The sequence below is a fragment of the Citrobacter sp. S55_ASV_140 genome (genome assembly GCF_018919505.1).
Taxonomy (GTDB): Bacteria; Pseudomonadota; Gammaproteobacteria; order Enterobacterales; family Enterobacteriaceae; genus Citrobacter; species Citrobacter werkmanii.
In genome coordinates this window covers 1-901 of the sequence record NZ_JAHLQZ010000405.1, presented here as the reverse complement: position 1 = coordinate 901, position 901 = coordinate 1, and the positions used below count along the sequence as shown (strand labels likewise).

2 protein-coding genes are annotated in these 901 nt (G+C 51.2%); both read right to left on the bottom strand.

Annotated elements, in window-relative coordinates; all coding sequences use genetic code 11:
* Nucleotides 1-223 (bottom strand): hypothetical protein (locus tag KQJ18_RS24190; protein WP_216422984.1); only part of this gene is annotated, 223 nt, incomplete at its 3' end.
* Nucleotides 220-901, bottom strand: a 682-nt coding sequence (locus tag KQJ18_RS24185) for a peptidoglycan-binding domain-containing protein (protein WP_216422983.1), incomplete at its 5' end; no start/stop codon positions are given. The genes KQJ18_RS24190 and KQJ18_RS24185, both read right to left, overlap by 4 nt.

The following is a 901-nucleotide window of genomic DNA, read 5'->3' as shown; positions in this document are numbered from 1 at the left end:
TATATATATAGTGCGCGTCAGACAGACGAAAGTTCGGCGGCACGGCTGGCGTCGCGGTATGCTGAATAAACGCGCTATGCGTATAGTAGCCTATGATTACCATGCCAATGCTCAACCCCAGCCATGAAAGCGCGATACGCGCGCACCGCCATAACGTAAGCGGCATATCTGGACGGTCAAAACGCAGGTTTTCGCCACAATAATATTCATGGTCCGTTTTCATGCTTTCCCTCCGTCATGCATCAGTTTTGGGCTTTCATCCAGCGCCTGCCATAGACGAATAAGAGTAAGCCGCCCTACCATACCGTCAGCCTTAATCTTATTTTGCATTTGAAACTGGCGGACTTTTTCCGATAAAAGAGGGCTCCACTCTCCCGTGCTCTCAGCCTCAACATTCAACACGCGACTCAGCATCATATCCAGCCAGAGAATGTCGTCGACGCTGCTTTTCTTCATGATGCTCACATTACCGTCTGGTGAAGGTTTCCACATTAGCGTGTAATTCCCTTGCCACACTTCACTGAACCAGGCTTTATCCATAATCCATGTACCAGCGCCCGACTGGGCAGTGATGGTCTGGTTGCTTTCTCCAATCACGACAACAGGTATAAGGCTATTATCTACCTTTAGCGTTGCTATCCAGGGGAGTTGCTGGGCCAGAAGCGATTCCAGCGTATCAGTGCCCGACAGGCAAACCAAACCCGCCCGGTACGCCTGATCGCACCATGCTTCCCCTTTATTGACCTCATATCCCCAGACGCTGTAAAGCCGCGCGAGCGACTCATTAGTTGACATAATCGTTGACGTCAGCGTTGTGGAAGAAAGTGATGCAGCCGATGGCTGTCCTGCAGGCCATATGCTGGCTATGGGCGGCAACCATCTGTCAAGCAATGGACTGAAG